Origin of the sequence: Pseudomonas sp. R84 (assembly GCF_009834515.1) — a bacterium.
GTDB lineage: Bacteria > Pseudomonadota > Gammaproteobacteria > Pseudomonadales > Pseudomonadaceae > Aquipseudomonas.
Window position 1 is genome coordinate 389,496 of sequence record NZ_CP019426.1, and the last position, 14,938, is coordinate 404,433.

16 protein-coding genes and 1 tRNA gene are annotated in these 14,938 nt (G+C 58.2%); 3 read left to right on the forward strand and 14 right to left on the reverse strand.

Annotated elements, in window-relative coordinates; genetic code table 11:
• Positions 1-3 precede the first annotated feature (3 nt).
• A complete protein-coding gene (locus PspR84_RS01795; RefSeq protein ID WP_007909167.1) occupies positions 4-777 on the reverse strand; it encodes an ABC transporter ATP-binding protein in 774 nt (257 codons plus the stop codon).
• Between the two features lie 553 nt (positions 778-1,330).
• Between PspR84_RS01795 and gabP the strand changes: the two genes are divergently transcribed.
• Positions 1,331-2,722, forward strand: coding sequence for a GABA permease (gabP, locus tag PspR84_RS01800; RefSeq protein WP_160054943.1), 1,392 nt, complete (start codon positions 1,331-1,333; stop codon positions 2,720-2,722).
• Between the two features lie 70 nt (positions 2,723-2,792).
• On the opposite strand, the gene PspR84_RS01805 is transcribed toward gabP, so the two are convergent.
• The 4 genes from PspR84_RS01805 to PspR84_RS01820 all read right to left on the reverse strand — a co-directional run bounded on the left by PspR84_RS01805 (position 2,793) and on the right by PspR84_RS01820 (position 5,795).
• Positions 2,793-3,245 carry a hypothetical protein gene (locus PspR84_RS01805; protein WP_160054945.1) on the reverse strand — a complete coding sequence of 151 codons (453 nt, stop codon included), beginning with the start codon at positions 3,243-3,245 and terminating at the stop codon, positions 2,793-2,795.
• A 6-nt stretch (positions 3,246-3,251) separates the two neighbouring features.
• Positions 3,252-3,665 carry a hypothetical protein gene (locus PspR84_RS01810; protein WP_160054947.1) on the reverse strand — a complete coding sequence of 138 codons (414 nt, stop codon included), beginning with the start codon at positions 3,663-3,665 and terminating at the stop codon, positions 3,252-3,254.
• 28 nt (positions 3,666-3,693) lie between these two features.
• Positions 3,694-4,635 carry an alpha/beta fold hydrolase gene (locus PspR84_RS01815; RefSeq protein ID WP_238785193.1) on the reverse strand — a complete coding sequence of 314 codons (942 nt, stop codon included), beginning with the start codon at positions 4,633-4,635 and terminating at the stop codon, positions 3,694-3,696.
• A 101-nt stretch (positions 4,636-4,736) separates the two neighbouring features.
• On the reverse strand, positions 4,737-5,795 hold the full coding sequence (locus PspR84_RS01820; RefSeq protein WP_160054952.1) for a PDDEXK nuclease domain-containing protein: 1,059 nt from the start codon (positions 5,793-5,795) through the stop codon (positions 4,737-4,739).
• 259 nt (positions 5,796-6,054) lie between these two features.
• On the opposite strand from PspR84_RS01820, the gene PspR84_RS01825 reads away from it, so the two are divergent.
• The gene (locus PspR84_RS01825) at positions 6,055-6,504 is read left to right on the forward strand and encodes a carboxypeptidase regulatory-like domain-containing protein (RefSeq protein WP_160054955.1); all 450 of its coding nucleotides are present in this window, start codon (positions 6,055-6,057) and stop codon (positions 6,502-6,504) included.
• Positions 6,505-6,580: 76 nt separating this feature from the next.
• Positions 6,581-6,871: a YceK/YidQ family lipoprotein gene (locus PspR84_RS01830; RefSeq protein ID WP_160054958.1), complete on the forward strand. Its 291-nt coding sequence runs from the start codon at positions 6,581-6,583 to the stop codon at positions 6,869-6,871.
• On the opposite strand, the gene PspR84_RS01835 is transcribed toward PspR84_RS01830, so the two are convergent.
• The 9 genes from PspR84_RS01835 to PspR84_RS01875 all read right to left on the reverse strand — a co-directional run bounded on the left by PspR84_RS01835 (position 6,868) and on the right by PspR84_RS01875 (position 14,847).
• The gene (locus PspR84_RS01835) at positions 6,868-7,221 is read right to left on the reverse strand and encodes a hypothetical protein (RefSeq protein WP_116029282.1); all 354 of its coding nucleotides are present in this window, start codon (positions 7,219-7,221) and stop codon (positions 6,868-6,870) included. The genes PspR84_RS01830 and PspR84_RS01835 overlap by 4 nt on opposite strands.
• Positions 7,218-8,051, reverse strand: coding sequence for an alpha/beta hydrolase (locus PspR84_RS01840; RefSeq protein WP_238785194.1), 834 nt, complete (start codon positions 8,049-8,051; stop codon positions 7,218-7,220). Before PspR84_RS01840 ends, PspR84_RS01835 begins: the two co-directional genes overlap by 4 nt.
• A 44-nt stretch (positions 8,052-8,095) precedes the next feature.
• Complete coding sequence (locus PspR84_RS01845) at positions 8,096-8,887, reverse strand: TSUP family transporter (RefSeq protein ID WP_160054964.1); 792 nt, start codon at positions 8,885-8,887, stop codon at positions 8,096-8,098.
• 76 nt (positions 8,888-8,963) lie between these two features.
• Complete coding sequence (locus PspR84_RS01850) at positions 8,964-10,043, reverse strand: hypothetical protein (RefSeq protein ID WP_160054967.1); 1,080 nt, start codon at positions 10,041-10,043, stop codon at positions 8,964-8,966.
• A gap of 582 nt (positions 10,044-10,625) precedes the next feature.
• Positions 10,626-10,701: transfer RNA gene (locus PspR84_RS01855), tRNA-Phe, on the reverse strand.
• A 104-nt stretch (positions 10,702-10,805) separates the two neighbouring features.
• Positions 10,806-11,078: an oxidative damage protection protein gene (locus PspR84_RS01860; protein WP_008024947.1), complete on the reverse strand. Its 273-nt coding sequence runs from the start codon at positions 11,076-11,078 to the stop codon at positions 10,806-10,808.
• Complete coding sequence (gene mutY / locus PspR84_RS01865; protein ID WP_160054970.1) at positions 11,075-12,142, reverse strand: A/G-specific adenine glycosylase; 1,068 nt, start codon at positions 12,140-12,142, stop codon at positions 11,075-11,077. Before mutY ends, PspR84_RS01860 begins: the two co-directional genes overlap by 4 nt.
• Positions 12,139-14,364, reverse strand: a complete 2,226-nt coding sequence (locus PspR84_RS01870; RefSeq protein WP_160054973.1) for an AsmA family protein — start codon at positions 14,362-14,364, stop codon at positions 12,139-12,141. The genes mutY and PspR84_RS01870 overlap by 4 nt, the downstream gene beginning before the upstream one ends.
• A 78-nt stretch (positions 14,365-14,442) precedes the next feature.
• Positions 14,443-14,847: an acetyl-CoA sensor PanZ family protein gene (locus PspR84_RS01875; protein WP_160054976.1), complete on the reverse strand. Its 405-nt coding sequence runs from the start codon at positions 14,845-14,847 to the stop codon at positions 14,443-14,445.
• Between the last annotated feature and the right edge of the window lie 91 nt (positions 14,848-14,938).

The window sequence follows — 14,938 nt, forward strand, 5'->3', positions numbered from 1 at the left end:
CCGTTAGCGGTTGCTGGACATGAATTGTTTGCAGCGCGCCGAAAGCGGGTTTTCGAACACCTGCTGAGGCGATCCTTGCTCTTCTATCAGGCCCTGATGAAGGAACACCACTTCGCTGGAGACCTGACGGGCAAAGCCCATTTCGTGGGTCACGAGCAGCATGGTGCGGCCTTCTTCGGCCAGTGCGCGGATGACACTAAGTACTTCCTGAACCATTTCAGGGTCAAGCGCCGAGGTCGGTTCGTCGAACAGGATAACCTTCGGTTGCATCGCCAGCGTGCGAGCTATTGCTGCGCGCTGTTGCTGGCCGCCGGACAGTTGCGCCGGGTAGGCGTGGCGCTTGTCGGCGATGCCGACCTTGGCCAGCAGCGCTTCGGCAACTTCGATGGCTTCGGCTTTGCTCTGGCCGAGCACGCGGCGCGGTGCCTCGATGATGTTGTCGAGGATGCTCATGTGCGGCCACAGATTAAAGTTTTGAAACACAAAACCAATCTCGGAGCGCAGGCGGTTGATCTGTTTGCCATCGGCGGCAACCAGTTCGCCATTTTTGGCGGCTTTGAGCTTGAGTTCTTCACCGGCCACCAGAATCTGGCCCTGGTGCGGGTTCTCCAGCAGGTTAATGCACCGCAGGAACGTGGACTTACCGGAACCGGAAGAACCGAGGATCGAGATCACATCGCCGTCGCGGGCGGTCAGCGAGATACCTTTGAGCACCTCAAGCTGTCCGTAGCGTTTGTGCAAGTTGCGGATTTCAAGCGCGGGCGTGGCCTCAGCCATGTGCGTTCCTCATATATGTTGCGCTCCTGCTGTTGGATGGCCTTCCTGGCGAGGCGGCCAAGCTAGCATAGCGTTTCAATGACAGCCAACAGCGCTACGAGCGGTTAACGGGTGGCATGTGGCAGGTTGTCGCATCGGCACAGCAGACTGTCGCCCCATCAACAACCGAACGGGTGTTTGATCGTGCAGACCCGTGGGTGTCGCGTAAAAAAAGGCGCGATGTTGCCAGCTTTGGCGGGGTGTTGGAAGCGCTATCCGGCCGAACGTTCCTGATTCGCCCTTTTATTGTGCATCCCACACTTTTTCAGTGTGTTTCTGGTGCGCGAATTCGTCTTGAAAGTGAGTCGCAGGGTAACGCTCTGGCGAATAGCCATTAATCTCAAGGACTTGCGATGATCATCCGGTCGCGCGCAAAGCCGCAGCCCGGAAGAGGTTGAAACATTTTGGCGCATTTATTGCGTGCAGAATAAGGAACGCCCCGTTGGATTCTTTTTACGAGAAGGAAATGCCAGACGGGCCGGACGCAATCGCTTTCCTTGCAAAGGTAGTTTCGATGAGCAGTACCCCAAGCTCCAATGGCCTCGAACAGGGGCTCAAACCGCGTCATGTGACCATGTTGTCGATCGCCGGTGTGATCGGCGCCGGTCTGTTCGTTGGCTCCGGCCACGCCATCGCTGCCGCCGGCCCAGCTGTGCTGCTGGCTTATGCCGCCGCCGGTACGCTGGTGGTGTTGGTGATGCGCATGCTCGGCGAAATGGCTGTTGCCTCGCCGGACACCGGTTCGTTTTCGACTTACGCCGACCGTGCCATCGGGCACTGGGCCGGTTTCACCATCGGCTGGTTGTACTGGTGGTTCTGGGTCTTGGTGATTCCACTGGAAGCCAACGCCGCCGCAACCATCCTCCATGCATGGTTCCCTGATGTCGGCATCTGGGCGTTCGCGCTGGTCATCACCCTGCTGCTGACCGTCACCAACCTGTTCAGCGTGAAGAATTACGGCGAGTTCGAATTCTGGTTTGCCCTGATCAAAGTGCTGGCGATCATCGGCTTCATCATCCTCGGTCTGGCAGCGATCTTTGGCTTCCTGCCGAACAGTCAGGTCAGCGGTGTTTCGCACCTGTTCGACAGCGGCGGCTTCCTGCCTAACGGCATGGGCGCGGTATTGGGCGCGATCCTGACCACCATGTTCTCCTTCATGGGTACCGAAATCGTAACCATCGCGGCCGCGGAATCGAAGAACCCGGGCAAGCAGATCTCCAAGGCCACCAACTCGGTGATCTGGCGGATCGGTCTGTTCTACCTCGTATCGATCTTCATCGTTGTGGCCCTGGTGCCATGGAATGATCCTACGCTGGCGAACCTCGGTTCCTACCAGACTGTGCTCGAGCGCATGGGCATCCCGAACGCCAAGATGATCGTCGACATTGTGGTTCTGGTCGCGGTGACCAGTTGCCTGAACTCGGCGCTGTACACCTCGTCGCGCATGCTCTTCTCCCTCGGCAAGCGTGGTGATGCACCGGCCATGTCGACCCGTACCAACAAGAGCGGCACGCCTTACTGGGCGGTCATGCTGTCGACTGGCGCAGCATTCCTGTGCACCTTCGCCAACTACGTGGCCCCGGCGGCGGTGTTCGAATTCCTGCTGGCCAGCTCCGGCGCCATCGCACTGTTGGTGTATCTGGTGATCGCCTTCTCGCAACTGCGTATGCGTAAACAACGCATGGCGCGCGGCGAGAAAATCGTCTTCAGCATGTGGCTGTTCCCGGGCCTGACCTACGCGGTGATCATCTTCATCGTCGCGGCCCTGACCATCATGCTGTTCCAGGAAGCGCACCGCGTGGAGATTCTTGCGACCGGTCTGCTGAGCCTGATGGTGGTGGCTGCCGGTTTGCTGGTGGCGCGTCGTCGCAAGCTGGAAAAACGTGGCGCGGTGGTATTGAACTGATCCGTAACGCGTAATGCAAAACGGCCGCTGTCAGTGATGACTAGCGGCCGTTTTTGTTTGTGAGCGTTGTTTATTCGCTCTTGTCTTCCTGGGTGTCCACCGACTTGCCATAAGCATCCAGCGCCACCCCGAAATCGGTGATGAACTGTGGCTCGCTCAGCCAGGCCTGGGCCTCTTCGATCGTTGCGCCTTCGGCCCACATGCGGTAGTCGATCAGCATGTCGGCGGCCAAGTGGGTGGCGGCCATGCCTTCGTTGTCGGCGTTTTCCATGTCCAGCAGCTCTGGATGGTCAACGATGACGAACGCCAGTTCGCGCAGCAGGGTCAGCAGCATCTCGTTGCGGCTGATGGCTTCGGCGTCGCGCATTTTGCTGAACATCGCCAGGACGTATTCCGGCACCGGCTCAGCGAGGTGGTCGAGATCTTCGTCCTGCTCCAGCGGCTTGCGGCCGACCATACGGATTTGCTTGGCTTTGGCCTTGGCGCGTTTGGCGCGTTTCTGTTGTTTGTTCAGGGATGCCATGGGAGCTCAGTTCTTCTGTTGGGTTTGCGCGGCGATCGCGTCGGACGCCGCCACATAGTCGGCCTGGAAGGCCGGGGACTCGATCCACGCCAGCGCGCCGGCTTCGTCGGTTTCCTGCGACCACTGGCGATACTCGATCAGCGCGGCGAGGATGAAATCCATCGCGCCTTCTTCGCCTTCCTGCTCGTAAACCAGTTCCAGCAGCGGGTCTTCGAGGAACGCGGTGCACAACGCTTGCTGGCCGATCTTCTCGGCGTCGATCATTTTCTTGAACAGCTCGGTCAGGTCCACCGATTCGAAGTCGATGCGATCATCGTTCGGGTCTAGCTCGACCGGCGCTTCGGCGCGTTTGGTGCGGTTCTGCTTGGCCTTGGCTTTGGCCCGGGTGGCGCGTTTCTGCTGTTTGTTGGCGGAGGCCATGATGTGTTCCGTCGTGCGTTGAGAGGGCTCAGCTGCGCGGGACTTGCCGCCCGGGTGTGTCGGGGGCCAGTGCGCCGGTTTGCAGCCAGGTCAGAGCGATGGGCCATAGTGTGGCTTGGTATGCGCTGCGAAAAAAGGCGAAATGTCCGACTTGTTGTTCGCCGATGTCCTGCGGCTCGATGCGCAGGTGGGTTTTTGCAGCGTTGTCGAAGTAACCGAGCAGGCGTTCGATCGCTGGAATCGTGCCGTAGGGATCGTCGCTGATGCTGATGGCCAGAGTCTGCGCGTGGACGTTAGCGAAGGGCAGGGCGCCGCTCTTGTTCATCAGTGCGCGACCACTGGGGCGCCGTTCGTAACGCGCAGCAGGCGTGCTCCAGTCGCGTACAACGCCGGTCGGCGTATCTTCCAGCCAGCCGAGTCGCTTGCCGGGGAAAAAGCCGCAGAACAGTGTCAGCAACGGCATCATCACATGCCATTTGCCGAACATGCGCCAGCGCTGTTCGGGGGCGTAATCGCGCCAATAGGCGAACTGCGCACCAACGGTGACCAGCCGTCGGATAACCTGCCCGGACTCGCCCAGACCCGCCGCACAACCGCCGAAGCTGTGGCCGACCACATCAATCGGCTGACCGGGAAACTCGCGTTGCGCGCGTTTGAGCATCGCTTCGAAATCCAGTGCGCCCCAATCTGTCCACGAGGCGTTCAAGCCTTTGATCGAAGTGGACCGCGATTCGCCGATGCCGCGGTAGTCGTAGGTCATAACGTCAAAGCCGTTTGCGAACAGATAAGCCGCGAAACGCGAGTAGTGGCGGCAACGTACCGACGTGGCGGCGCTGATGATCACTACTGGGCGTTGGCTATCAGGCAAGAACTGACGCCAGGTGAAACCGCCAAGTGCAAAGCCGTCGGCGGCAGCTTCTTTGAAAGGCTCACCTTGCTCAGCAGTCAAGGTTGGCGACCCTGACTGCATGTCTTGCCTTGCGGGCGTGTCCTGACAGCTCATGACGCTCGACCTGGAAGAATAAGCTGACAACGATAGTCTCAGCGCCGCCCGGCAACAATCCGCACGTTTTACTCGGAGGATTGAGTGAGCATGCGCTCCTCGATCAACGCCTGTTCGCGATTGAGCTCTGCGCGTAACTCGTCTTCACTCGGCAGTATCGTTTTGTAACTGCTGGCGAACAGTTGCTCATTACCCTTGAGCATTGAGTAGCGCGCCACCGAGTCGTTGCTCTCGGCAGACAGGATAATCCCGACTGTCGGCTTGTCGCCCTCGCTGCGCATGAGTTCGTCGTACATGCGCACATACATGTCCATCTGTCCGACATCGCGGGCGCTGAGCTTGCCGCGCTTGAGATCAATGATCACAAAGCATTTGAGCAGGTAGTTGTAGAACACCAGATCGATGTACAGATCGACGCCGTCGGTACTGATGCGTTGTTGGCGGGCGACAAAGGAAAAGCCTTTGCCCAGCTCAAGCAGAAAGCCCTGCAGATGGTCGATCAGAGCTTGTTCGAGACCGCTTTCCCTGACCTTGCCGGCTGAGGGCAGACCGAGAAATTCGAGCATGACGGGATCGCGAATGAATTCACGCGGATTGCATTTCAGCGCTTCGATATTGGTGGTGGCTTCTTCGATGACATCGGCTTTGTCGCGACTCATGAGAAGCCGTTCGTAGTAGAGCGTAAGGATCTGGCGATCGAGGGCGCGGCTCGACCAGTTCAGGTTGGCGCATTCGTCCATGTACCAATGGCGTGCTTTTTCATTGGTCACGCCCAGAAGCCGACGATAGTGGGTCCAGCTCAATTCGGAACGCACTGCGTTCCAAATTGGAAACAACTGATAAAAGCTGCGCATGTATCGCAGATTACGATCATCAAACCCTTTACCAAACTGCGCCGTCAGATCTTTCGCCAACAACCCCAACAACTGTTTTCCATAGCCCGCACGCTGGGCTCCCTCTTGTTCAAACTCGACAATATGCCTGCCGATCTGCCAGCAGGTTTGCACTTGAATCGTGTCCACCGCACGCAGCACTTTTTGCCGCGCCTGGCGAATCAGTTCGTCCAACTCCCCCAGCAACGAATCGATTTTCGGGTCTTGCGTGTCAGCAGGTTTTAGCGGGCTCATCGGCTCTTCCACATCGTTGGAAACAGGCGTCAAAGCATGCCAAGAGTCGTCGCGCGGGTATGTCGGGCGAGACGGTGATGTGGGACGGAAGAAGGGATTGATGTTGCAGGACGTTGCCGCTGAAAGAGGCGTCAGAGGGTAATGGCCTGTAGTCCATTTCGTACATGCGCCAAGTTCCAAACAATCTAAAACCCACCCCGATACGCAAAATCTAAAAGGAGTAACGGTTGGGTTCTACACGAACCCGGGAGTCGTGATCATGAAACGCGTTCTTTCATTCATGCTGCCCATCGCCGCCGTCGCTGCACTGTTGTTTCCGGTGATGTTGCAGGCAGCCAGTCTTGAGCCCATCGACAGTGCCGGGGTGCAAGTTCATCAGCAACAACAGAGCGGCGTCACTTATCTGGCCGGCGGGATCGGTGAGGATGAGGCGAAGGCCATTCAGCAAAGCAGCGGTTATAACCTGCACATGACGTTCGCTGTGGGCGCGCAAGACGAGTACACCGCTGATGTCGATGTGATGATTGAAAAGTCGCCAGGGCAAACCATACTGACGCTTAACCAGACGGGCCCGTTGGTATACGTGCAACTACCTCCCGGCAAGTACACGGTGGTGGCCACGCGTAAAGGCGAAACGCGGCGCGACGTGACAGACGTTGGCGCAGGCGTTCCGCGCAATCTGGTGTTCCACTGGAATGACGCGGGATAGCGATGGATGTGATTGCAAAGCCTGGGCGCGGGTACAATCCCGCGCCTCTCGTTTTGTGATGTAAGGAAGCGCCGGTTTGAAAGGGATTTTACGTGCGGTTTGTGTTGCTGGCCTCGGGTTGCTGTTGGCCGGCTGCGGAACGTTTATCGGGCGTTTGAATGACGGTTTGTCCGATGCCCAGTATTACCGAGGGGTTGATGGCAACCTTCACCTGCTGGGCGTGCGTGGCGGCGGCAGCGATGGTATGCCGGCGGCGATCGTCTGTTACATGATGATTGTCTGTCCGCTCATCACTGTTGTATCCCTGCCAGTGGACGCCGCTCTGGACACAGTTCTGCTGCCTGTCGATTACATCAATACGCTTTAGGTTTTCTTTGCGCGGCGTTTGCTTTTCGGCGTGTGCACGGGCTCTTGAACCTTGCGATAGATCCACACGCCGAACACTCCAACTGCCAGCAGAAACACTGTGCCAACGCTCTGCCAGACAAACTCGAACCAGAACTGCCGAGGCTGCAGGGCCAGGGTGTAAGTGCTGCGCGGGCCGCGGTTATTGGTGGTGATAGAGCCGGTGATCCAGCTGTCGATCAGCATCCAGATCGACAACCCAATGGCGACAGTAATCAGCAGAGCAACGAGAACAGTCAGCCAGTAAGTCACCCGACTTGGGCGATAGGGCGGCGGATGGGGCAGAGGGACGCGGGTTTTCCTTTGGTTCATGACACTTGGGACCTGTTTCCGGCATTGATGAACTGCGTTATCTCGTTCGCCAACTCTGCGGCGCGTAGCGGGTTTTCCCTGAGCCACGTTGATACAGCGTGGTCGCAACCCGGCAGCACGATCTTTCTGAATTGAAGGGGGCCCAGGCTCTTTTCAATGGCCTCGATAACCTCATAGGGAATGGCGCTATTGATCATGCGCGCGCCCAGTTGCTGCGTCCCGGCAGATGTACCGGCGATCCCGCCAAACGCGGTTGCCCGAAGGCCGTCGTATTCGCCGATCACCAGCAAGACCTCCCCTTCGAACGTGCGCAGGAACTCCAGCGATGTCGAGTCGAGAAAACCGTAAGGCACCGAAATGGCACGTTTGAACGGTGGACCAAACGGTTGCTGCCAGGCCGCCTCCGCGTACAGGGCGGGACAGAACAGCACAATGCGCCTGACTGAAGCGCGATGCGCTTGCGCCACCTTGAGTGCCAGTGCACCGCCCAGACTGTGACCGATCACGGTGTTGAGTTCGGCGCCAAGATGACCGGCAAACTGCAAAGCCTCCTGAAGGTTGTGCGCCAGCGAAGTTTTTTCAAGAGCGATGTCGGTGCAGGGGTTGTGACCTGAAAGATTGAAGCTCAGGCTGGCAACTCCCAGCGCCTGCAAGGGATGCAGGATGGCGTTGAGTCGCGAATAGTCAGAGCGGGCACCGTGAATCGCCAGCACTGTTGGCATTGGCGATTCTCCGGCGCAGCCCGCCAGTACCCGACCTTCCAATTGGTAGCCCGCGAAGGTTTGCGCAAAGAAAAACTCAGGGCCGGTTGGCGCCTCGTCGAACTGCAATCGAGACCGAAGTCGAGACGCGCCGGTCAACGCCAACCGACTGATCACAGGGCTGCCAGGGTGTGCAGGACAGCAACACGCAATGGATTGGTCTCCACGCTCAGCAGCTTGATCGCCAAGGCGCAGCAGACCACGATCAACATGGGTTTGATCAAGCGTGGGCCGACGCGCACGGCGGCTCTGGCGCCGAGTTGTGCGCCAAGAAAGGCTGCCAAAGCCATGGCAATCGCGATCGGCCAGATGATCACGCCTTTGGTGATGAAAACTGACAGCGAACCCAGGTTGCACGAAGCGTTGGCCAGTTTGGTGAAGCTCATGGCCCGCATCATGCCAAGCCCGCAGAGCAGCACGAAACCGACGATAAAGAACGAGCCTACACCCGGACCGAAGATGCCGTCGTAGAAGCCCAGGATCGGCGCCACGGTGAACGAGAACAGTAGAATGCCGATTCTCTTGCGACGATCCTCATGGGCCAGTTTCGGCGAGAGCGCAAAGTAGATCGCCACCAGAATAAGCATGACGGGCACGCACACTTCCAGATAGCGCTTATCAATAGAACTGACCAAGAGTGCTCCGCTGGCGCCGCCGAGAAATGCGCAGATAACCAGGAAACGTCCTTCGCGCCATTCAATCATGCCTTTGCGAGCGAAAGTGACCGTGGCCGAAATAGTCGCCGACGCGGCCTGGAACTTGTTGGTGGCAATCGCACTGATCGGGTCGACACCGGCCAGAAACAAGGCAGGCAAAGTAATCAATCCACCTCCCCCGGCAATCGCATCAAAAAAACCGGCGCAAAAAGCCACGAGCGCCAACATGCCAATTACATCCCAAGCCATTACATTTTCCCTTTTATAGTTATTGGCCAGCCATCCACATGACTGGCCATTCTGCAGCTTTGACGTGCGGTAAATATCAGCCCTGAATCAGCAGCGGATCGTCTGAAATGACGATCGGCGACGAGAACTTCGACAAGCCGAAGATGCGCACCAGTACACGTCGATTGTCTTTGATGACATCACGACAGTGCAGGGCCCGGACGTTATTGATCACCATGGCCGATTCTTGCGTCAGTGTGTATTGCACCGGTGTTGCTTTACCCACGCTTTGGCAAAGCGCGGAATAAGCCGCTTTTACAAAGTCCGAGGCGTTTTCGTTGACCGAAAAACGGTAAGAGTTGAATCGCGCGGCGAATCCGACGTTGTCATCGAACTCCAGAATCGAAACATTCCGGCCGTCTTCGCCCTTGCCATTGACGAAAGAGTCGCTGCGGGTGAACTGGAAGCTGCCTGTCGTCAGTGCGAGGCATCCAGTGACGCCGATTTCGTCCAGCAGAGGTGGCAGCGGAATCACCGAGGTCGGTTCCAGGCCTGGATTCCACAGCGCCGATAGAATCAACGACGAAGGCGAGGGCGAGTGCCCGTCCTGCGCATTGACGGCGCACCAGTACGGCGCTTCGGTGTGCGGGCCGAGCGCGAGACCGGAGTGGGAACTCAGCTCTTTGATTTCCGGTTCATCATTGATTTTGGTCAGCCCGCCGCCCTTGAAGTTGGCGACGAGCCGGACGAGTTTGCCTTCGTTGTCCATGTCGTAGGCAAAGGAGCTGTTATCCACCAGTTTCAACAGAATCTGATTGCGTGCCGCCAGACACAGTACGTCGTGACGATTCTCCAGAGCGGCCAGCTCGGGAAGTTCATCCGGTGGGCTGGTCTCGGTGAATGTTTGCATCCCCTCAAAAATCAGCAGGGAAACCAGGCCGTCTGAGTAAGCGCCCAGTAGTTCGCATTGATCCTTGGAAAACGAAAACTTCAACTCGGTCGCTGCCAGCGAGGCCTTGGACTTGGCACCTGCGATTTGTGGCCCGCCCATGACCGCCAGTTCTTCGGAGAAGGTGTGCAGCAGCTTTGCTTGTTGCGTATCAAAACTGAAAGTTCTGACTTCCTGTTCAACTAAAGACTCAACGGTTTTATTGGTTTGTTGTAGGACTTCGGTCATTGTTTACATCCCTGTCGTATCGGCTCCCTTTGTATTTTTTTGTGGGAGCTGTTGGCTGTTTCGATGATGCAATGCGTGCCGAGCGCACGCACAGATCCGGACGTGGGCGAGTTGATACAGGTCTGGTTTTTTCGGGAGGGCACAGGGCGCTGTGACGCGACAGTTCAAACAAGTGTTGAATGCCGGTTCAATGTTTGCTGTCGCTTGCCTGACAGTTGAAACAACAGCAGATGACCTGCGCTGAGGTCTTGTCCTCCATGACAACTTTATGAGGGGTCTTTGTTCTGCAAGCGATCCTGCTTGCAGACGCAACTCTCCTGCTGCCTGCAATAACCTCGGTAGGTTCCGATGATTAGAGGGCGCGGAGTGCGTTAATTGGGTAATGCGTTAAACGCCGGTCATCAGGGCTGAACTGCCCAGCGAACATTCTCGACAGTCAGCAATGACCTGCCGGAAAAAGCTGACGGAGCCTAACATCAAAATAATGGCCAGCAAAAGCACTGAAAGAGGGGGTGAAGCGCGGCCTGTTAAATCGCAGGCATAAAAAAACCCTGAATCTTGCGATTCAGGGTTTTCGGTATTTGGTGCCCAGAGACGGAATCGAACCGCCGACACGGGGATTTTCAATCCCCTGCTCTACCGACTGAGCTATCTGGGCAACGGGGCGCATTAAAAGGGTTTTTCGGATTTACGTCAACGACTTTTTTAAAATTTCTTAAATTAATTCCGTCGCTTACGATCCGACCCCCGATTTTGCAGGGTTTACTCTGCAGGCGGAACGTAGCCTTCGGCCTTGGCGTATTCCTCGCCGGAGAAGTACTTGTCCATTTCGCCCTGAAGATATTTGCGATCTTCGGCGTTCATCATGTTCAGACGTTTTTCGTTGATCAGCAGGGTCTGGTGTTTCTGCCAGTCAGCCCAGGCCTTGGCGGAGACGTGGTCAAAAATATCCTGACCTTTGGCGCCCGGGAAAGGAGCACGTTCCAGCGCGGGCAATTCTTCTTTGTACTTACGGCACATGATAGTGCGGGTCATGGCGACTCTCCTGCATTCAAGACGGCGGCCGCGCGTTCGAGCAAGGTTTTGACCGGGGCGGCGAGGCCCAGGCGCGGCGGGGTGGCGAGGTTATACCAGAGCCAGTCGGCCTCGGCCACGTGATGGGCGGCCTCCTGCACCTGAACCAGCCAGGGTTCGATGGACAGCTGGAAATGGCTGAACGTATGGACAAGGCTCGGCAGGGCCTGCTGCTCGCCCATGGTCAGCGAGTGCTGATCGGCGAGATGTTGCAGGTCGTCGAGGTCATCGAGTTCCGGCAGGCTCCACAGGCCGCCCCACAAACCTGTTGAGGGGCGGCGGTAAAGCAGAATCGCGCCGTCGCCATTGGCGAGCATCGGCATCAGCGTGCGCTTCTGCGGGATGGCTTTGCGCGGCTTGGGAATCGGGTAGCGGGTTTCGAGGCCGAGCATGTGCGCCTCGCAGCCACGCTCCAGTGGACACAGCAGGCAACTCGGCTTGCTGCGCGTACACAGTGTGGCGCCGAGATCCATCATCGCCTGGGTGTAAGCGTTGACCCGATCGTGCGGCGTAAAGCGCTCAGCGTTGGCCCAGAGCTGTTTGGCGACCTTCGGCTCCCCGGGATAGCCCTCTTGCGCGGTAAAGCGTGCCAGCACGCGTTTGACGTTGCCGTCGAGAATCGGCGCGCGCAGGCCCATGCTGATGCTGGCGATGGCACCAGCGGTGGACAGGCCAATGCCCGGCAGATCCGTAAGCTTTTCAACGTCACGCGGAAATTCGCCGCCGTACTGGCTGACGACAATCTTTGCGGTCTTCTGCAAATTGCGTGCGCGGGTGTAGTAACCCAGCCCCGTCCACAGATGCAGCACTTCGTCTTCGGGGGCTTCGGCCAGCGCTTCGACCGTCGGCAGCGCGGCCATGAAACGGTCGAAATAGTTGAGCACCGTGCTGACCTGGGTCTGCTGCAACATGATCTCCGACACCCATACCCGATACGGGTTGATGTCCTGCTGCCAAGGCAGATCGTGGCGGCCGTGGCGGTCGAACCAATCCAGCACCGCCGTGGAAAATTGCTCCGCTCTCATCGCTTGAACAGCCCCTTCAATGCGTTTTTCAATTCCGGGCTGACCTTGTCACCGAGTTTCTCGTCGATCTTCTCGCTGAGCTTGTCGCCGGCCAGCTTGGTTGCGACCTGACCGAGGCGATCGTTGTCGACGCGGCAGGCCTTGGCGCCCAATTCGAGAGGGCCACGGCAGCGCAGCGGCCATTCGATGCCGACGAATTTTTCGCCGACCTGACACGCCGGATCCGGCATGGCACTGGTATCGCCTTCGACGATGATGCCGACGCGGTAATCCATGCCGAGCACACGCAGGTCGATGTCGCCGTCACCGTTGACGGTCATGCCGGGGATGCGCACCTTCAGATCCGGGTTGCTGGCAATGCCATTGCGGAAGGTCAGGTTGCCTTTCAGCTCCTGGAACGGTGTGTCCTTGCCGCGTGGCTCGCCGCTGAGGGTTTTGCGGTTAAGCGTGGCGATGCCTTTGCACAGTTGCTGCTCAAGGTTGGCGTTGAGCAGCACGCCGTTGTTGATCACGAAACTGGCGTTGCCGTTAAGCGTATCGATCAGTGCCTGCTGGCTGTTACCGCTGCCGGTTACGTTGCTGGTGAGGGTTACCAGACCTTTTACCGGCGGGCTCTTGCCTTGGCTTTCGAGGATTTTTTCTACGGGGACGCGGTTGAGTCTGGTCTGCAGGTTCAGCACTGGCGCGCTCGGGCGCACATCAAGTGTGCCGTTGGCTGCGAAGCCGCCGTTGTACAGCTCGCCGCTCAGGTTGGTCAGGGTCAGCAGGCCGCCCTGGCCGGTAGCTTTCAGTGCGGCGTTCTGGATCGGCAATTTGTCGAGAGTCAGCTGGCCGAAGGTCAGGTCGGCGTCCACATCGAGTTTGGCTAAACGTTCAACCGGTAACAAGCGCTCGGTGCTCCAGGCGGTTTTGCTTGGTTTGTCCGGCAGAGGCGTTGAGCCCGCGCCGGCCATGGCATCGGCTTCGGTGCTGGCGACTTCAGCTTGGCGCGTTTGTGTGGCGTTGGCGGCTTTTTCCGATTTTGGTGGCAGGTAACGGTCAGCGTTGAACGTGTCAGCCTTGAGGATCGCCCGCAACGATTGCTTGGCGAAGTCTTCGACGGCGATGCGGCCGCTGAAGCTGCTGTCGTCGAGTTTCAGGTTGATGTTGTCGAAGGCGATGCTGGTTGGCGTGGCAGCAACGCGGCTGACCAGTTCGACCTTGCTCAGACTGCCTTCGGCCATGGCCGGGAGTTTCTGACCGATGCTGTCGACGAACTTCGCCAGATCGAACTGGGCGATGGAGATGCCGCCGCTGATCTGCGGGGTCTTGTCGAGGTCGTTGGCTTTCAGTTCGCCCAAGGCGCGCAACTGGTTGGCGGAGATCTTGATGCCAGTCCATTCGGCGACGTTCGCGGCTTTGTCCAGCGATAACTGGCCCTGAGCTGCGAATGTCATGGTTTTGCCTTGCAACGGATCGCCGGCCAGTTCGCCGGACAGCTTCATGTCTTCGAACCTGTAGCGTTGCAGCGCGCGCTCGATGCGCAGCTCGCCGGTGAGTTCGGTACGCACGCGCAGAACCGGCTGATTAGTACCGAGGAATGCAGTGGCTTTCACCGGGATATTGGTCGAGTCGTGTACCGGGCCGGTGCTCAGCTGGATACTTTCGGCGCTGAATTGCTTGCCGGTCTTCTCGTCGTTGTATTCAACGCGGGCGTTGTTGACGGTCAGGCTATCGATGTCGAGGCGGATCGGCTGCGGCGGTTTTTCCACTGCAACAGGGGCTTCGCTGGCCGGCTGGCCCGGGGTAGCGGCTGGCGGCGTTGCTCCGGCAGGGGCGGGCACCTTGCCGATGTCTTCCCAATTGCCGTGGCCGTCCTTGTCGCGGTTCAGGCGCAGGTTCAGGCCTTCGACGCGCACGTCGCTCATCTGCACTTCACGGCGCAGCAGCGGCAGCACGCGCACGGACAGACCGAGCATCTGCAAATCGGCAAACGGTTCGGCAGGTTTGACCAGGGTGGCGACGCTGGCCTCGTGCAATTCCAGGCCAAGCCATGGGAACAGGCTCCAGCCGATATCGCCATTGAGCGTCAGCTCGATGTGGGCCTTGTCGCGGGCTATCTGGCGGATCTCGTCTTTGTAATCGTTGGGATCGAAGAGGTGGGTCAGGGCAAAACCTGCCGCCACGATGATCAGCAACAGCCCGAGAAGTACCAGACCCAGGATTTTGCCGAACGCTTTCATGGGCGAGTCCTTGTAGTTAGTCGAATTCGTAATTTAGCCGGGGAGTATAGCGCTGCAACCACCCGGTTCGCTGTGACGTCATGTTGCCAGGACCTCCAGCGGTACCTGCAACTTGGCGGCCAGTGCCTGAGCCTCAAGATGCTCCGCAGGGGCCAGCAGGCGCAGTTCGGCCCCCGCTTGCGACGCCATTTTCTGCGCTTGGTTCACCAGCCGTTCGGCAACCCCACGGCGGCGGGTAACTTTTCTTACGCATAAATGGGACAAGTACCAGACGTCGTGGTGCCTTTGCAGAATGGCTGCACCGAGCAAGCGGTCGTTGAAGCGGCCAGCAATAAAAGAGCCGTCTGCGAGGGCGCCTTCGATCAGGTCAGCCTCCCCGGAAAACGGCGTGAACAGCCATTCTGGCGCGTCGCGATAGATCTTCTGCAGATCCTGTTGATCCTGATAGCTGGCGTCTTTCAAGGCTTGGACAATGATCGGCATGACGTTTTCCTGGTGGTACGAGAACAGATGACAGAAAAAAGGTGATATCAGTTTGGTTTTTCTGTCACGTGCAAATGGTAACCTTCGCCCG

What these genes read in the sequence shown, in the direction of transcription:
- PspR84_RS01795 (WP_007909167.1), bottom strand. Translation starts at nt 777, where the DNA reads ATGGCTGAGGCCACGCCCGCGCTTGAAATCCGCAACTTGCACAAACGC.
- gabP (WP_160054943.1), top strand. Translation starts at nt 1,331, where the DNA reads ATGAGCAGTACCCCAAGCTCCAATGGCCTCGAACAGGGGCTCAAACCG.
- PspR84_RS01805 (WP_160054945.1), bottom strand. Translation starts at nt 3,245, where the DNA reads ATGGCATCCCTGAACAAACAACAGAAACGCGCCAAACGCGCCAAGGCC.
- PspR84_RS01810 (WP_160054947.1), bottom strand. Translation starts at nt 3,665, where the DNA reads ATGGCCTCCGCCAACAAACAGCAGAAACGCGCCACCCGGGCCAAAGCC.
- PspR84_RS01815 (WP_238785193.1), bottom strand. Translation starts at nt 4,635, where the DNA reads ATGCAGTCAGGGTCGCCAACCTTGACTGCTGAGCAAGGTGAGCCTTTC.
- PspR84_RS01820 (WP_160054952.1), bottom strand. Translation starts at nt 5,795, where the DNA reads ATGAGCCCGCTAAAACCTGCTGACACGCAAGACCCGAAAATCGATTCG.
- PspR84_RS01825 (WP_160054955.1), top strand. Translation starts at nt 6,055, where the DNA reads ATGAAACGCGTTCTTTCATTCATGCTGCCCATCGCCGCCGTCGCTGCA.
- PspR84_RS01835 (WP_116029282.1), bottom strand. Translation starts at nt 7,221, where the DNA reads ATGAACCAAAGGAAAACCCGCGTCCCTCTGCCCCATCCGCCGCCCTAT.
- PspR84_RS01845 (WP_160054964.1), bottom strand. Translation starts at nt 8,887, where the DNA reads ATGGCTTGGGATGTAATTGGCATGTTGGCGCTCGTGGCTTTTTGCGCC.
- PspR84_RS01850 (WP_160054967.1), bottom strand. Translation starts at nt 10,043, where the DNA reads ATGACCGAAGTCCTACAACAAACCAATAAAACCGTTGAGTCTTTAGTT.
- PspR84_RS01860 (WP_008024947.1), bottom strand. Translation starts at nt 11,078, where the DNA reads ATGACCCGCACTATCATGTGCCGTAAGTACAAAGAAGAATTGCCCGCG.
- mutY (WP_160054970.1), bottom strand. Translation starts at nt 12,142, where the DNA reads ATGAGAGCGGAGCAATTTTCCACGGCGGTGCTGGATTGGTTCGACCGC.
- PspR84_RS01870 (WP_160054973.1), bottom strand. Translation starts at nt 14,364, where the DNA reads ATGAAAGCGTTCGGCAAAATCCTGGGTCTGGTACTTCTCGGGCTGTTG.
- PspR84_RS01875 (WP_160054976.1), bottom strand. Translation starts at nt 14,847, where the DNA reads ATGCCGATCATTGTCCAAGCCTTGAAAGACGCCAGCTATCAGGATCAA.